The sequence below is a fragment of the Verrucomicrobiia bacterium genome (assembly GCA_019634625.1).
GTDB lineage: Bacteria > Verrucomicrobiota > Verrucomicrobiia > Limisphaerales > CAIMTB01 > CAIMTB01.
Genome location: JAHCBA010000043.1, coordinates 17699 through 32676, shown reverse-complemented (window position 1 = coordinate 32676; position 14978 = coordinate 17699). Strand labels below are relative to the sequence as shown.

The 14978-nt window shown below is 67.5% G+C and carries 15 protein-coding genes; 2 read left to right on the top strand and 13 right to left on the bottom strand.

Annotated elements, in window-relative coordinates; translation table 11 throughout:
* Positions 1 to 181 precede the first annotated feature (181 nt).
* Positions 182 to 1213 carry a hypothetical protein gene (locus KF833_20075; GenBank protein ID MBX3747612.1) on the top strand — a complete coding sequence of 344 codons (1032 nt, stop codon included), beginning with the start codon at positions 182 to 184 and terminating at the stop codon, positions 1211 to 1213.
* On the opposite strand, the gene KF833_20070 is transcribed toward KF833_20075, so the two are convergent.
* From KF833_20070 to KF833_20035, 8 genes are all read right to left on the bottom strand, one after another.
* Complete coding sequence (locus KF833_20070; GenBank protein MBX3747611.1) at positions 1153 to 2502, bottom strand: hypothetical protein; 1350 nt, start codon at positions 2500 to 2502, stop codon at positions 1153 to 1155. The two genes, KF833_20075 and KF833_20070, sit on opposite strands and share 61 nt — an antisense overlap.
* 26 nt (positions 2503 to 2528) lie before the next feature.
* Positions 2529 to 3929 carry a metallophosphoesterase gene (locus KF833_20065; protein ID MBX3747610.1) on the bottom strand — a complete coding sequence of 467 codons (1401 nt, stop codon included), beginning with the start codon at positions 3927 to 3929 and terminating at the stop codon, positions 2529 to 2531.
* Positions 3930 to 3979: 50 nt separating this feature from the next.
* Complete coding sequence (locus KF833_20060; GenBank protein ID MBX3747609.1) at positions 3980 to 5560, bottom strand: GMC family oxidoreductase; 1581 nt, start codon at positions 5558 to 5560, stop codon at positions 3980 to 3982.
* Positions 5561 to 5577: 17 nt separating this feature from the next.
* On the bottom strand, positions 5578 to 7125 hold the full coding sequence (locus tag KF833_20055) for a patatin-like phospholipase family protein (protein ID MBX3747608.1): 1548 nt from the start codon (positions 7123 to 7125) through the stop codon (positions 5578 to 5580).
* A gap of 366 nt (positions 7126 to 7491) precedes the next feature.
* Positions 7492 to 8391: a putative 4-hydroxybenzoate polyprenyltransferase gene (gene ubiA, locus KF833_20050; GenBank protein ID MBX3747607.1), complete on the bottom strand. Its 900-nt coding sequence runs from the start codon at positions 8389 to 8391 to the stop codon at positions 7492 to 7494.
* Between the two features lie 37 nt (positions 8392 to 8428).
* Complete coding sequence (locus KF833_20045) at positions 8429 to 8986, bottom strand: UbiX family flavin prenyltransferase (protein ID MBX3747606.1); 558 nt, start codon at positions 8984 to 8986, stop codon at positions 8429 to 8431.
* 134 nt (positions 8987 to 9120) lie between these two features.
* Positions 9121 to 9546: a DUF1294 domain-containing protein gene (locus KF833_20040; GenBank protein ID MBX3747605.1), complete on the bottom strand. Its 426-nt coding sequence runs from the start codon at positions 9544 to 9546 to the stop codon at positions 9121 to 9123.
* Entirely contained in the window at positions 9483 to 10358 is an 876-nt protein-coding gene (locus tag KF833_20035; protein ID MBX3747604.1) for a sugar phosphate isomerase/epimerase, read from the bottom strand. Before KF833_20035 ends, KF833_20040 begins: the two co-directional genes overlap by 64 nt.
* Before the next feature lie 421 nt (positions 10359 to 10779).
* Between KF833_20035 and KF833_20030 the strand changes: the two genes are divergently transcribed.
* The gene (locus KF833_20030) at positions 10780 to 11418 is read left to right on the top strand and encodes a DedA family protein (protein MBX3747603.1); all 639 of its coding nucleotides are present in this window, start codon (positions 10780 to 10782) and stop codon (positions 11416 to 11418) included.
* A 143-nt stretch (positions 11419 to 11561) separates the two neighbouring features.
* Here KF833_20030 and KF833_20025 read toward each other — a convergent pair whose 3' ends face one another.
* The 5 genes from KF833_20025 to coaD are packed head-to-tail and all read right to left on the bottom strand — an operon-like array spanning position 11562 to position 14969.
* Positions 11562 to 12599 carry a ketoacyl-ACP synthase III gene (locus tag KF833_20025; GenBank protein MBX3747602.1) on the bottom strand — a complete coding sequence of 346 codons (1038 nt, stop codon included), beginning with the start codon at positions 12597 to 12599 and terminating at the stop codon, positions 11562 to 11564.
* The gene (plsX, locus tag KF833_20020) at positions 12596 to 13696 is read right to left on the bottom strand and encodes a phosphate acyltransferase PlsX (GenBank protein ID MBX3747601.1); all 1101 of its coding nucleotides are present in this window, start codon (positions 13694 to 13696) and stop codon (positions 12596 to 12598) included. Before plsX ends, KF833_20025 begins: the two co-directional genes overlap by 4 nt.
* Before the next feature lie 54 nt (positions 13697 to 13750).
* Complete coding sequence (gene rpmF / locus KF833_20015) at positions 13751 to 13939, bottom strand: 50S ribosomal protein L32 (GenBank protein MBX3747600.1); 189 nt, start codon at positions 13937 to 13939, stop codon at positions 13751 to 13753.
* A gap of 7 nt (positions 13940 to 13946) precedes the next feature.
* Complete coding sequence (locus KF833_20010) at positions 13947 to 14474, bottom strand: DUF177 domain-containing protein (protein MBX3747599.1); 528 nt, start codon at positions 14472 to 14474, stop codon at positions 13947 to 13949.
* Positions 14475 to 14480: 6 nt separating this feature from the next.
* Entirely contained in the window at positions 14481 to 14969 is a 489-nt protein-coding gene (gene coaD, locus KF833_20005; GenBank protein MBX3747598.1) for a pantetheine-phosphate adenylyltransferase, read from the bottom strand.
* Positions 14970 to 14978 lie beyond the last annotated feature (9 nt).

Sequence of the window (14978 nt, the reverse complement as noted above, 5' to 3'; positions counted from 1 at the left end):
TGAGGGAATGCCGCGACCAGAGGACGATGCCGGTGCCGCGCAACTGGGAAGAGATCTCGCGGCGCGCCTCGGAGAAGGCGCGGCAGAGGTCCCAGCCGGTCTCCCGCCATTTCCGGTAGAAGAGGCAATAGAACGACTCGCTGACCTCGCTGGAGACCTGGTCCTGGAATCCGATGGCGGCGTGGGCCCCGGCGGCGACCGTCAGGGCGGCCAGGCGGGGCCCGGTGTCCCGGAATCCGAAGGTCACCAGGCGGGGATGCCGGCTCCGGGGACCGGCGAGGACGGTGGCGGCATCGTCGAATTCGCGCCAGCCGGGCGCCGGGGGTGGGGACTGGAGGCGGTGCGGGTCGGAAGCCGGGGAGGTGGCGGATCGACGGGAGGGGGTGCGATCGGTGGCGGGTTCCGGCAACCAGACGTGGGGTCTGGGAGGATGGGGCGGGCGGGCGGACGGGCGGGTTTCGACGACGCCGAGGAAATGCATCACGAGGGCGGCATCGAGTTCGGAGGCCTGGTGGAGGGCGCATTCCAGGGAGGAGGATTCGTGGCCGAAGGTCACCTCCATGGGGGGGGATTCGAGGTGTTCCCGCACGAGTTCGGCCTCCTGCTGGAACCGTTCGCGGGTGGCGGCGTAGGCGCGATCGCCGGGGCAGGCGATCCAGGCACGGGCGCGGGTGGGGCTGGTGCGGGGCGGATCGTCGGGGAGGTGCGGGACTTCGAGGTGGCGGACGACGGTGGGACTGCGGAAGCCGGGGTGGCGGGCGCGGAGGGCGAGGACGATGAGGAACTCCCAGGGGAGGATGCGTTCGGGCCAGCCTTCCTCCTCACCGGTCCAGGGGATGCAGACCTGGATGATCCTGCAGCGGGCCAGGGATTCGAGGTGGGCGTCCGAGAGGCCGAAGGACAGGAGGATCTTGACCGCCTCTTCGAGGGACGTGCTGAGGTCTTTTCCGGCCTCGCTCCACTGCCGGCGGCGGGCGACGAGGTTCGACCAGGACATGGCAACCTCGGGCAGGGTAGGCTTTTCGGGACGGCCGGTGAGGGGAAACGGGCCGAGGACATGGCCGTCGGCATCGAGAGCGAGAAGGCGCAGCGGGTTGGAAGGGGCGCGTCGGCGTCGTTGGGCGGGGGCCATGGGACGGGGAGGCTTCGGGGTCATTCCGGGCGATCGTCGAGCCGTTCCGCCAGCCATTGGTCGGCGAAGCGGCGGGCCTGATCGGCGTAGGAGTCCGTGGTGTCGGCGGGAGAGGAACGGCGGGCTTGTCCGGGGGCGGCGGACCGGCGTGGGTCGCGGCCGCGTCGGGCGCCGGCGCCGGGGGCCTTGAGGATGCGGGCGTAGATCTCCTCGGTGGCATCCTGGCGGGCGAAGAAGTTGGGATCCTCTTCAAAGACCTGCCAGGCGGTGGCGATCACCGTGGTGGGATCCGCCTCGCCGTTGGTCCAGCTTCCGGCGCGGACATCGGCGGCGAGTTCGGTCACCAGCCGGTTGCGGTCGGCATGGAAGGCGACGACATCGGCGAGCCGGTCGTTGCCGACGCGGAGGTCGCCGAGAGCACGGACGATCTGCCGCACTTCGGCGGCGAGCGGGGCGTCGGGGGTGCCATTGGCCGGGCCGACACGTTGGAGCCATTGAAGGCGGCGGTGGGCGGCTTGGGAGGCGAGGCCCTGTTCCTCGAGCGCCACGAGGCAGAGTTCCATCCGGACGACATGGGGGGGATAGGCATTGGCCGGGGTGGTGGCGAAGCGCGGGGCGAGCAGATCGATCAGGAGGCCGACGAAGGCGGGGCCGCAATGGCGGACGGCGAAGTGATCGGCGAACACCTCGGCCCGCCAGCGTTTCCAGTCGTCGGCCCTGGCGGGGGCGGCGGCGGCGAGGGCCTGGTCGAGGGCCGCGGTGAGGGTGAAATCGGCTTCGACGACATGGCCTGCCTCATGGGGGATGGAGACCATGGCGGGGGCATGGAAGGCCTCGTGCCAGGGCAGGCCGATGAGGGGGACGGGGAGGCTTTCGAGGAGGCGTTCGGCGGCACGGGAGAGGGGTTCGCCGAAGACCGGTTCGGCGTGGAAGGGGCGGGCGCGGACGAGGGCGTTGGGGCTGACCGAGCCGTTGAGGAAGGCGAGGGGCGGTTGTTTGGGGGTGGGGACTTTGGCCCGTTCGAAGGCGTTGGCGATGGGGATGCGGCAGGCCCAGGCGACTTCGTCGGCGGCGGTGAGGCCGGGTCGGAACATCTCCTCCTGGCGTTGACCGAGGCGGTTGCGGAAGGCCTCCCAGACGCGCCAGGCGGAGAGGACGCGGAGTTCGATCTGGTTGTCCTGGCCTTCATCGAGGGTCTGGCGGAGGCGATCGCGGAGGACGCCGAGGTGGGCGGTGGCGGCGCGGACCTGGGAGTAGTGGATTTCCCAGGGGGCGCGTTCGGTCCGGGCCTCCCATTCGCGGAACTGGTCTTCGAAGGTTTCGAGGCAGCGCGTCAGGGAGACGCGCTGCCGTTCGGTCCAGGTGTCCATGAAGGATGGGAGCGGGGGGCGGGCGGTCAGGCGAGGTCGGCGCGGAAATGTTCGACACCGCGTTCGTTGATGCAGCGGAGCTGGCCGTGGTCGTTGTCGAGGTCAAGGACGGCGAAGCCCATCATGGCGAAGTTCTCGATGCCGTAGCGGACGATGTCGGTGAGGACGTGGCGCACGCCCGGTTTGGAGTCGCGGGTGGGGCGGGTGGGGACACCGCCATGGCCGAGGCAGGCGCCGAGGGGGAGGCTGGCGGTGCCCCCGGCGGCGGAAAAGTCGATGGGATCATAGACGGCGCAGCGATGTTCGTGTCCCCAGAACCAGGCGTGGGTGCGGCGGCCTTCGAGGAGGGGGAAGGCCTGGGCGGCGATGCGGCCGGCCTTTTTCGGGCCGGTGCCTTCATAGGCGCTGTGGGGCTGATGATGACTGAGGAGGATGCCGCGGGCGCCGGGATTGGCGTTGAGCACGCTTCGGGCCCAGGCCACCTGGTCCAGGTTGCCGGGCTGGAGGTTCCATTCGTCGTAGGCGGTGTCGAGGCCCAGGATCTGCCAGTGTTCGTTGCCGAGGGCGAAGTAGGTGCAGCCGGCCTGACGGGCGAAGCGCGAATCGCCGAGGACCACCTGGAAGATGCCGTCGCCGCCGCAGTACATGTCGTGGTTGCCATTGAGGCACCAACTGAAGACGCCGGACTCGCCGGGGCGGACCGGCCACGGATCGAGGAAACGTTTGCGGCATTCGGCGGCCCAGCCGGAGTAGTAGATGTCGCCGAGGTGGACCACGTGACGTTCGACTGCGGGGGCGGCATCGAGTTCTTTGCGCATCAGGGCGGCGATGTCGCGGGCGCGTCCGACGCCGGTGGCCCAGTCGCCGACGAGGAGGATGCGGGCCTTGGGGGCAAGGGGGACGGAGGGGGGCGATTGGGAGAAGGGATGGTAGCCCTTGAGCATGCGATAGGCGACGGCCTTGGCACCTTCGGTGAGGTAGAGGACGCCGGGTTCATCGAAGGGGCTGTAGAAGAGGCGCTGACCGGGCGGCGGTTTGGCAGCGGGATGAAGTTCATGTTCGGTCAGGCCGGCGCGGTCGCCGACGGCGCCCTGGGCGGTGGCGCGGAGGACGAGGTTGGCATCGATGTTGGCCTGCTCGACGAGGTGCTGGAGGGCGCTGAGGGCGGGCGCGCTGAGGATGATGGCGCCGTCGGTGTCGTCCTCGATCTCCGCCTCCTCGGGGGCGGCGAACTGGTTCAGTTCGTCCTCGGCGCGGCGGACGAAGTCGAGGAAGACCTTGCCGTCGTCCGGGGTCCAGCCCTTGGCGAGGAGCTTTTTCGCATCCTCGCCGCCGGCCTGGTGGGCGGTGACGACCTGTTCGGCGAGTTCGCGCCAGGAGGTGACCTGGGCGCGGAGGGAATTCCAGACGATGAGGTCTTTGATCATGGGACGGAGGAGGGATGGGTGGGCGGGCGGGGTTGGGATGAGGGATGGGTTCAGCGGGAGGCGGCGGCGAGGAGGGCGGCGGTGCGTTCGGCGAGGGCGCCGATGGTGCGGGAGGGATTGACGCCGAGGGCGCGGGGGATGATGGCGCCGTCGCAGACGAAGAGATTGGGATGACCGAAGACCTCGCCGGTGTGGTCCACCACGCCGTCGGCGGGGGAGGAGCCCATGTTGCAGCCGCCGAGGGGATGGGGGGTGACGAGGTCCTGGAGGAAGGTCCAGGTGGGGGGGATGACGGCGTTGCCGCCGGTGGCGTTGGAGAGTTGGAGGTGGGTGGAGACGATGGCGTCGATGACCTCGCGGGATTTCCGGATGTCCCAGGCCAGGTGGAGATCGGTGGTCCTGCCCAGCAGGGGCCGTTTCAGGGAGAGCACCCCGTTGGCGGCGTCCACGCCCTGGGCGAACCAGGGCATGACATTGCGGAAGGGTTCGACATCGCGGAGGAGGTGGCGGATGCCGGACACGATCAACTGGAGTTTGGGGTTGAGGCTGCCGGCGGTGTCGGCCCGGCGGAGGAGGTCGGCGAGGAGGTTGGGAAAGCCGCCGTCCTCGATCCAGAACGACTGGCCGTCGCGGGAACCGTCGAGGAAGTCGATGGCACAGCCGATGGTGGGGCCGCGGGACGGGGAGATGTCGCGGTCGCGGTAGAAGGCGGGGGTGAGGAAATCGCCGTTGCTGCTCCAGTTGCGGCCGAGGAAAGGGCTGACGTTGGGGAGGGAGCGGGTTTCCTCGCGGCAGCGGAGGAGGAGTTCGGTGGAGCCGAGGGAGCCGGCGGCGATCCAGACGATCCGGGCGGTGGCACTGCCGGGGATGCGCTGGCGGCTGGCGATGCGGTCGAAGGAGACGCGGTAGCCGCCGGGGACGGGTTCGAGGTTGGAGACGAGGTGGAGATCGCGGACCTCGGCGCCGTGTTTTTCGGCCCAGGGGATGTAATTCAGGTCGAGGGTGTTTTTGGCGAGGACATCGCAGCCGATGTCGCAATTGCCGATGTGGACGCAGGTGCCCTGCTGGACGCCCTGGGCGTTCACGAAGGGTTTGCTGTGGGCGAGGCTGTGGGGGTCGGGCAGGTTGTAGGAGTAATCGGGGTCGAAGGACACGGCGAGTTCGAGCGGGGTGAAGCGGTGTCCCTGGCCGAGGCGCTCGGCGGCCTCGCGCATGAGGAGCATGCGGCGGGACCACTGATTGGGGGGGACCTTCTGGACGTTCATGAAGGACGCCACGCGGTCGTAGTGGGGTTTGAGTTCGGCGAAGGTCAGTTCGGGCGGCCAGCCGGACTGGAAGGCGGAGGCGGGGGCCTCGCAGGAGATGTTGGCGTAGATGAGGGAACCGCCGCCGACGGCGGCGCCCTGGGCGACGCTCATGTTGGGGAAGATGCGGAAGTCGATCCATCCGTTGTGGCGTTCGGGGGCCTTGTGATCCCAGAACCAGGCGTCGCCGGGGGAGCGGGGGTAGTCCTTTTTGTCCCAGCGCCGGCCGCGTTCGAGGATGAGGACCTTGTAGCCGGCCTCGGCGAGGCGGCAGGCGCCGATGGCGCCGCCGAAGCCGCTGCCGATGATGATGGCGTCGTAGTCCATGGGAGCGGGGTGGGGAATCAGGAGCCCTTTTTCACGTAGGTTTCCCAGAGTTCGCCGAGGAAGAACCTGCCGAAGCGGGCGGCGGCTTCGAGGCCTTCCTTGGGTGAGCGGGCGTTGGTGGCGCGCATGGTGGGGATCATCTTGAGGAGTTCGGGGAGGGAGAGGCTGAGGATGCCGGCCCCGACGACGGGGCCGGAGGGGTCGGTGCCCTGGTGGAGCCGGGTGTAGAGGGTGGTGGTGTCCTTCCAGAGGTCGAGGACGCTGTGCTGGCGGACGAGTTTCTTACCGGCCATGTAGTAGGGCTGGCCGCCGCTTTCGAAGCCGAGTTCGTACACCATGAGTTTGAGGGATGGGTCGTTGCCGGGCAGGAAGAGATTGAAGACACCGCGGGTGGAGGGGAGGGCGGTGCCGAGGGGGGGGAAGTCGATGGTGCCGACGAGGTCACCCGGGTGTTCGGGGGTGTTCAGAAAGCGGTCGAGATCATGGATGGTGATGGTGGCGCGCATGGTGAACTGGGTGCGGAGACGCGAACCTTCGGCGGCGCCGGCCTCGGGTTCGGTGGGGCCCATGGCGAAGGGGCCCTGCATCATTTCGCGGAAGGTGTAGCCCAGCTGTTCGGCGGGCATACGGGTGGCGTCGGGGGTGAGGGGGGTGCCCTGGGGATCCATGGTGTTCATATACTGTTTGGCGTCGCGGTAACCCTGCTCCACGAGGGTGGCAGTGTCGGTACGGCCGAGGTAGAGGTCGGAATCGAGGGGAAGAGCGCGGGGGGGGCGGATGACATGGACCCGGATGGGGCGGGTATGACCCCACACGGTTTCGCCGCGGGCGATGCGTTCGTTCCATTCGGCGATGCGATCGAGGTCGGAAAAGAGGGAGCCATTGGCCGCCGTTTCGAGCATGTGCACGTACTGGTGGAAGGCGCCGTTGCGGTATTCGGGAGTGTTGCCGATGACCCAGAGGATCCAGAGTTCCCCGGCGCCGCGGCGGATCGCATCGAGGGGATTGGCATCCCGGATGAACGCCGGATCGCAGTACCATTCCCCGTCGTGCTCGATGGCGGGCATGGCGATGGGAAGGGACATGCCGGCCAGGAGCATTTCGAGGGTGAGATCCCGCGACGGGAGGGTCTTCACCGTCTTGCGGGAGAAGTTGAGGACATTGAAGACGGCTTCGACCCCTTGGGCGCGGCGGACCTGGTCGAGGTTGATTCCGAGGTGAGGGAAGACCTTTTCCACCACGCCGCGGTGGGAACCGAGCGCGGGCCATTGGGGGGATTTGAGGTAATCCGTCAGGGGGAGGAAGGAGACAAAGTCGCGGATCGGGAGACTGCTCCAGCGGGCGGCCATTTCGGCGGGCGTGAGTCCGGAGAGGAGCATGGCCAGGTTGATGCCGCCTCCGGAGGTTCCATCCATGTGGGTGAACACCAGGCCCGACTCGATGAGGGCTCGTGCGGCACCCGCCTGGTAGGCCGTCCGCATGCCGCCGCCGGGGAAGATGAGGCAGCGGCGGGGGCCGTCGTACCCGGGGGGCGGCGCTCCCGGGATCGGAGTGGAGGAGCTCATGGACGGGAGTAGGGGGGAGGGAGGTGTCGCGACGCGGATCCGGGCGGACGGATGGCGAATGACCGGGGGATGCCTTGGGGCATTGCGCTACGGGGTGCCGTGCATCCTGGGTGTCGTCGAGCCGAGGGCGCGGGGTTGGGAGTGTGGAGAGGTGATATCGGAGTCGGGGATGCGGCGCAAGCGTGGGGGAGACCCCGGGGCGCATTGGCGAGTTGTCGGAAGGGGCAACGACACCATGGAGATGGGCCCGTCATGGTCGTTGAGGGGCATGTACCCGCGCGGGGAGGGGGCGGGTTCCGCGAGGCGGGCTATGGGGACGCAGGATCCACGAAACCGACAAGACCCAACACGGGCGGAAACACGGCTTTACAACCGCTGGGGTCGGAAGAAGGGGAAGACGACTTCGGCGACAGTGACGACGAGGAAGATGGTGCTGACCAGGGCGTTCATGCGGAAGAAGGCCACATGGATCCAGTCGAGGCTGCGGCGTCGTGCGATGAAGTGCTCGAGGATGAGGCAGCCGCTGATGAGGCCAAGCCCGACCCAGTAAGGGAGCCGGAACCGGCAGAATACGCCGAAGAGGGCGAGGAGGAGGATCATGACGACATGGGCGAGGAAGGCGGCCATGACGGCATTTTTGGGGCCCCAGCGGACGACGAGGGAACCGAGACCGTGGCGGCGGTCGAAGTCGTAGTCCTGGAGGGCATAGATGAGATCGAAGCCGATCAACCAGAACACCACGGCGAGGGCGAGGAGGGTCATCTGGAGGCCTTCGATCCAGGTGACGGCGGTTCCCCGGACGGCAAGCCAGGCGCCGACCGGGGCAAGGGCGAGGGCGACGCCGAGGTAGATGTGGGTGAAGTCGGTGAAGCGTTTGGTGAGGGAGTAGAGGCAGATGACGAGCAGGGCGAAGGGCGAGAGGGCGAAGCAGAGGGGGTTGATGGCCCAGCTTACGAGGACGAGCGCGGCGCCGCTGAGGGCCCAGAGGGTGATGGCACCGGGAAGGGAGACGGTTCCTGCGGGGAGGTGACGACCGGCGGTGCGGGGGTTGAGGGCGTCGAATTTGCGATCGACGATTCGATTGAAGGCCATGGCGCAGGTCCGGCCGGCGACCATGGCGGCGAGGATGAGGAGGAAGAGGCGGAGGCCGGGCCAGCCGCGGTTGTCGCGGGCCGCCACGGCCATGGCGGCGAGGGCGAACGGGAGGGCGAAGACGGTGTGGCTGAACTTGACGAACGAGAACCATTTCTGGATGTCGCGTAACATGGAACCGGGAGGGGCTGAAGGGGCGGAGGCGGGTGGATTACTCGGATTCCTCGCGCCAGCGGGGGGCGAGTTGGTGGGGCAGTCCGAGATGGTCAAGGACCCGGGCGACGACGGTGTCGGCGAGGGCTTCGAGGGTGGTGGGCCGGCTGTAGAAGGAGGGGTTGGCGGGCAGGATGGTGGCGCCGGCCTGGATCAGGAGTTCGAAGTTGCGGACGTGGATGAGGTTGAGGGGGGTTTCGCGCGGGACGAGGATCAGGCGACGCCGTTCCTTGAGCATGACGTCGGCGGCCCGGAGCAGCAGGTCATCGCTGAGGCCGTGGGCGATGCGGCCGAGGGTTCCCATGCTGCAGGGGATCACCACCATGGCGTCGAAGGCGTTCGAGCCGCTGGCGAACGGGGCGTTCATGCTGCGGAGGTTGTGCTGAACGACGCCTGGGGCGAGGCGGAGACCGTCGGGGAGTTCCTCCTGGAGCACCACGGGGGCGTATCGGCTGAGGACCACATGCACGTCGTGGATGGCGGGGTCCAGGGCGTCGAGAAGCCGCTGGGCGTAGAGCGCACCACTGGCGCCGGTGATGGCAATGACGAGCCGCATGAGAGAGCCTCGGGTGTTGCGCCGCAGGACGCGGACCGAGGAACCGGGCCAAGGCCAGCGGGCGAAGCGCGGAGAGGACAATGGGTGGGCGTGGCGTTTCTGTCGATGCGCTGGGTTGGATGGAAAGGGATGAGTCAGCCGGGGCTGGGAAAGCCGCGGAGGGCGGCGGCGGCGATGGCTTGGTGAAGGAGGACGATGCCCCAGAAGACGAGGCGATAGCGGCCCTTGGCGGACTTGTGGCGGAAATGGCGTTGGGCGAGGAAGGCAGCGGGCCAGCCGCCGGCGAGTTCGCAGCCGTGCAGGGTCCGTTCGGAGATGCGGCGGCCTCCGATTCCCGCCTGTCGCTTGTCGAGGGCGTAGAGGGTCCAGGTGAGGAGTCCCACAAGGGCGCCCCAGGCTGCCACCCAACGGGCCGCCTGGGGCCATTGAGCCAGGGCCAGGATGGGAAGGATGAGCAGGACTCCCAGGAGGGCCAGTTCCCGGGTCCGGACGCGGGTCAGCGCCCGTAGGCCTTGATGAAGTCCACGCACTGGGTGACCTCGGGAAGGCTGTTGTCCCAGTTGTGTTCGTACTCGATCGAGAGGTTGCCCTGGAAGCCCTGGGCCTTGAGTTCATCGAGGACAGCCTTCATGTCCGCCTGGCCCTGTCCGAACGGCACGTCGTGGGCCCGGCGCACGCCGAACTCATTGAGGTCCTTGAGGTGGGCGCTGATGATGCGTCCCCGCAGGACGCGGAGGGCCTCCACGGGTTTGATACCGGAGCGCATCCAGTGGCCGGTATCGGCGCAGGCACCGAGCCGGGCATCGCGACCTTCGACCAGTCCGGCGATGTAGTGGGGGCTCCAGACTTTGTAGTTGGGATTGGAGAAATCGCCGGGATGGTTGTGGAAGGCGACTCCGAGATCGAATTCGCGGGCGAGCTTTTCGAGGGTGTTGATGGATTCGGCGGACTCGGTGGTGACCGCGATCATGCCCATGCGTTTGGCGAATTCGAAGACCTTGCGGGCCGGCGCCTCCTCCTTCGGGATGCCGACGACACCGTAGTTGACTGCCAGGATGTCGTGCTGTTTGAGCTTGGCCTGCAGCCTGGCGATGACGGTGTCGAGTTCGGGGGAGTTGTGATCCACGCGAAGGTCACCGTCTTCGCGGCTGAGGCGTTGACCGGGATAGAACTCGATGACGCGCCCGCCGGCCTGGGCGGTCTTCTCGATCGCCTCGAAGGCGGTGAAGCGGTTGAAGGTGTAGGCCTGGCAGCCGATGGCGAAGCCGTTGATCCTGTAGGCGTCGGGGATGGCCGGTTGGGCGAGGGCGGAGGCGGCAAACAGGCTGCCGAGGGCGGCTGTGAAGACAAGGGTTTGGACTGGGATGGGCATCTTCATGGCACGGGACGGACGGCGCCGGGGCGGTCGCGGCGATCGCGGACACTGAGACCGGGCACCGTATTGGGGGTAGTCCAACCTGCGGCGGGCAAGGGTGTCAAAGGAGAAGGGTTGGCGGCGGCATAAGCCGGTGCATCCCCAAGTTGTCGGTACCGAGCCAGCGAACCGGAGGGACGAGCTCCGCGAGTCCTCAACCCAACGCTCCACACCGTTGCGGCCTCGTGGACCTCGGCCCTCCGAAGCGCCGCTTGGCGGAGTTCGCACCTCTACCGACAACTCCGGGATGCACTGGGCATAAGCCCTGTCGGGGCATTCCAGGTGACGAAGCGGGTCCTTCCGAATGGTTGCGGGCTGGCGGACGCATGAACTTCGACATCTTGACGGTGCGCCGTCGCATCCGGTCCACTCTGCGCCCATGAGTCTGGTCTCCGCCCCCACCCCGGCCCCCGCCTCAGCCCCGGTGCGATTGAAGCCGCTGCGTCGGTTGTACGACTGGACGGTGTCGTGGGCGGACCGTCCGGGAGGGGCGTGGGCGTTGTTCTCGATTGCGTTTGTGGAGTCGTCGTTTTTTCCGGTACCGCCGGATGTGCTGTTGATTGCGTTGTGTGTGGGGAGTGTGACGCGGTGGTGGCGGTTTGCGCTGATCTGTTCGGCGGGGTCGGTGCTGGGGGGGATGGCGGGGTACGGGATTGGGTATTGGGGGTACGAGGCGATCGGGCGACCGATCGTGGAGTTCTACCGCGGGGAGGTGGTGATGGCGAAGATCAAGGCCTGGTACGACGCCTACGGCTTTTGGGGGAATCTGGCAGCGGCGGTGACGCCGATCCCGTACAAGGTGTTCACGATCGCGTCGGGGGTGTTCGAGTTTTCGTTCGGGCAGTTCGTGCTGGCGTCGGTGATCGGGCGGCCGCTGCGTTTCTTTGCGGTGGCGGGGTTGCTGCGTCTGTGCGGGCCGACGATCAAGGCGTTGCTGGAGCGCTATTTCGATCTGGTGGCGATCGTCTTCACGATCCTGCTGATCGGCGGGTTTGTGCTGCTCAAGTACCTCCGTTGAAAGCCGGGCCGGTGAATGGGGGATGGCGAGCCGATGGGTGCAGGGTCAGGAGGATCCATCCATGGGAGGGCAGAGTCGCGGAACTCGTTTCCTCGGAGCGACGGAAGGAAGGTGCTCCGGGGTGGGGGCGGCCACCCCTCGAGCTACCACTCGATGATGGCAGCGCCCCAGGTGAGGCCGGCGCCGAAGACGAGGAGCAGGAGGAGGTCGCCGCGCTGGATCCGGCCCTGGCGCACGGCCTCGTCGAGGGCGATGGCAACGGAGGCGGCGGAGGTGTTGCCGTAACGGTCCACGTTGATGAAGACGCGGTCCGGGGAGGCGCCGAGGCGCTGGGTGACGGCCCGGATGATGCGCATGTTGGCCTGGTGGGGGATGATGCAGGCGATGCGATCGACGGTGAGATCGCATCGTTGAAGGGCCTCGGCAGCGGCGGTGGTCATGGCCAGGACCGCGTTCTTGAAGGTTTCCCTGCCATCCATCCGGAGGAAATGGAGGCGGGCCGACACGGAGTCGTGGGTGGCGGGGATGCGGCTGCCGCCGGCGGGCATGTTGAGGAGATCGGCTTTGGAGCCATCCGAGCCCATGCAGGCGGTGAGGAGTCCGTGGGAGCGGGGCCGGTTTTGGAGCACCACCGCTCCGGCGCCGTCGCCGAAGAGGACGCAGGTATTGCGGTCGGTCCAGTCGATGATGGAGGAGAGTTTCTCCGCGCCGATGACCAGCACGGTTTCGTAGGTGTGGGACATGATGAACTGCTGTCCCACTTCGAGGGCGTAGATGAAGCCGGAGCAGGCGGCTTCGATGTCGAAGGCGGCGGCGCGGTGGGCCCCTATCTTTTGTTGCACGAGGCAGGCCACCGAGGGGAAGAGCATGTCCGGGGTGATGGTGGCGACGATGATGAGGTCGATTTCGGCGGGTTGAACGCCGGCGGACTCCATGGCGCGGAGCGCGGCCTGGGAGGCGAGGTCAGAGGTGGCCTCGTTGGGGGCGGCGAGGCGGCGCTCCCGGATGCCGGTACGGGTGGTGATCCATTCGTCCGAGGTCTCCACCATGGCGGACAGGTCGGCGTTGGTGAGGATGCGTTCGGGGAGGTAGGAGCCGACGCCGGTGATCGAACAGGTTCGGGCCCTGAAGCCGTGTCGGGCCCGGGGGTTGCGGAACGAGGCGTTGGGCAGTTCGGTCATTCGGGGGCCGAGGAGGGGGCGGAGGCGAGGGGGTCCGCACCGAGGCGGCGGGCCGCGTCGGCGATGCCGGCAGCGATGCGGTCGTTGAGGTGGTGCTGGAAGGCCTGGGCAGCGAGCCGGATGCCGTTGCGGACGGCGCGTTCGGTGGCGGAGGCATGGGCTTTGAAGACCACGCCATTGAGGCCGAGGAGGGGGGCGCTGCCGTACATATCGGGGTCCATGCGGTTGCGAATGGAACGGAAGGCGCCGCGTGCGATCCAGGCGCCCAGGCGCCGCCAGGGGCTGGCCATGAGTTCGCGTTTGAGGAGGCGGAACATGCCTTTGGCGAGGCTTTCGGCGGTCTTGAGGGTGATGTTCCCCACGAAGCCGTCGCAGATCACCACATCCACGCGGCCGGCGAAGAGGTCGTGGCCTTCCACGTTGCCGACGAAGTTGAGGTTGAGCTGGCGGCAGAGGCGGTAGGCATCCTGGGTGAGTTCGTTGCCTTTGGTTTCCTCGGTTCCGTTGCAGAGGAGGCCGACGCGCGGGTGCTTGTAGCCGAGGACCTGGGAGGAATAGACCGAGCCCATGATGGCGTAATGGGCGAGGTGGATGGGTTTGGACTCGACGTTGGCGCCGGCGTCGAGGAGGACGAATTCGTTTTCGGGGGTGGGGATGACGGTGGCGATGCCGGGACGGTCGATGCCCGGGAGCCGGCGCAGGCGGATGGTGGAGGCGGCGAGGAGGCAACCGGTGTTGCCGCAGGAGAGGACGGCGTCGGCCTCGCCACGGGAGACGAGTTCGATGGCACGGACCATGGACGAGTCCTTCTTGCGACGGAGGACATCGCGGGGTCCATCGTCCATGGTGACCACCTCGGAGGCGTGCAGGATTCGGACGCGGGCGAGGTGTTCAGGAGCGATGGGGTGGCGGCGAATCTCGGCCTCGTTGCCGACGAGGATGAGTTCGCGGATGGAGGCAGGGGACGCGGAGGCGGAGGATGCGGAGGCAGAGGATGCGGGGGCGGGAGCGGGTGATGGGTCAAGGGCGGCGACGGCGCCGGCGACCACGACGCCAGCGCCGTGATCACCGCCCATCACGTCCACCGCCAGGCGCATAAACAAAAGGCGCGGATCACCCGGTTGGCGTCCGCGCCCTGAGCTGGACTGGGATCAGGCGAAAGCCTGGACGGTGATGACCTGGCGACCCTTGTAGTAGCCACAGGCGGGGCAGACCCGGTGAGGCACGTAGGGGGCGCTGCATTGGGGACAGGTGCTCAACTGCGGCAGGCGCAGGACGCTGTTGTAGGCCCGCCGCATGCGTTGGCGGCTGCGGGACGGTTTGCGCTTGGGAACTCCCATAAAATCTTCAATCCAGTTTCAAGGTATCGAGTGCACTCCACGCCGAATGGGCCGACACGGCCGTACCGGGGGTACGGGCCGGGGCGGACTTCCCGGGTGGGCCTTCCGCGGAGCTGTGATTCGGATCGAGCCCTGCTTGCCCTGCGATCCCCCGGCACTCCGGCCGGCACACAGGGTGCTGCGGAAGGGCGAGGAGGCTATCCTCACGAATCTGGGGCGTCAAGTCCACCGACTCATTGATCATGGGCGGGGCGTCTTCGCCTTCCAACGGCAGGAGGGCTGTCCAAGGTTCCACGAGGAGGCGCCACTCGAAGGGTTCGAGGCAGCGCACGCACTGGCAGTCGAGCAGGGTTTCCAGGCGTCCTTCGAGCAGGATTTCAGAGCCCAGCAATTCGGCGCGCAGGTCGTATTGGAAGGGGCGATGGGATTCCACGCAGGGATCCAAGGTTTCGAACCCCAAGGTCTCCGGGGAGATTTCGCCCGACAACTGAACGGCGCCCTGACGGAGGGCGGCAAGGGAGAGGAGGATGGCCATAACACCTCATAGGGGGTTGGAGGTTAGCCGGTTCCGCAACGCCGTCAGGACGGGCGGCGGGACGAACTCGGTCACATCGCCTCCGAGTCTGGCGATTTCCTTCACCAGGCGCGAGCTCAGAAAGGTGTAGGATTCGCGGGGCATCATGAAGAGGGTTTCGACCGACTCGTTGAGTTTTCGGTTCATCAGGGCGAGTTGGAACTCGAACTCGAAGTCGGAGACGGCCCGCAGGCCACGGATGATGACATGGGCACCGCGGCGGGCGACGTACTCCACCAGCAACCCGGAGAAGTCTTCGGCGTCCACGTTGGGGAGGTGGTTGACGGACTGGCGGACCAGTTCGATCCGTTCGGGCAGGGTGAACAGGGGTCCCTTGGCTTCACTGGCGGCGATGGCCACCACCACGCGATCGAAGAGGCGAGAGGCGCGTTGGATGACGTCCAAGTGCCCATTGGTGATGGGATCGAAGCTGCCGGGACAGACGGCGATGCGCATGGCGGGCAT